Source organism: Larkinella sp. C7, from assembly GCF_006149005.1.
Taxonomy (GTDB): Bacteria; Bacteroidota; Bacteroidia; order Cytophagales; family Spirosomataceae; genus Larkinella.
Genome location: NZ_VBSL01000124.1, coordinates 1 through 507 on the forward strand (window position 1 = coordinate 1; position 507 = coordinate 507).

Annotated in this window: 1 protein-coding gene; it reads left to right on the plus strand. The window is 45.0% G+C overall.

What is annotated here, in order from left to right:
• The coding region (locus tag FH871_RS34695; protein ID WP_212768357.1) for a hypothetical protein at positions 1 to 241 on the plus strand (241 nt) is incomplete at its 5' end.
• Positions 242 to 507: the final 266 nt, after the last annotated feature.

Sequence of the window (507 nt, forward strand, 5' to 3'; positions counted from 1 at the left end):
AAGCCCCCTGCACAAGTATTTTTATACCACCTATGGCATTGATGCCCAAAAGGAGTTGGATTGGTTGATTGAGGCAGGCTATGTTCGCTTAATGACTGCCCAAGAGTCCCTGCAATATTTGCGGGCAGGACAAATCAAGGATTTTCTTAAGAGCAAGGAGGTCAAGGGCCTGTCCAAGATGAAGCGAGCTGATTTAGACCAAAGTATGGCTCAGGTCTATAGTGAAGCAGGACTGGTATAGTCTGCGAGGCTATGCCCTGACGGCTAAGGGAGGAGAGGCCCTAGTTGCTCACCCAGAAATCGTTGACCGCCACCCGCAGAAGAAATTTTAAAGACAGATAATCTGTCGGGTTATAAGTGCTAACACGATAAAAATTTACATTATAAATATAGCGTGCTTAGTAGACAGACTAATCTTGCTTGGTAGTTTATTTGCCTCTCCTGAAATCGCCCAAATAGTCTTGCGAACCCTGCTATTTACAGCAATCGATGAATAAGAGCAAGCCA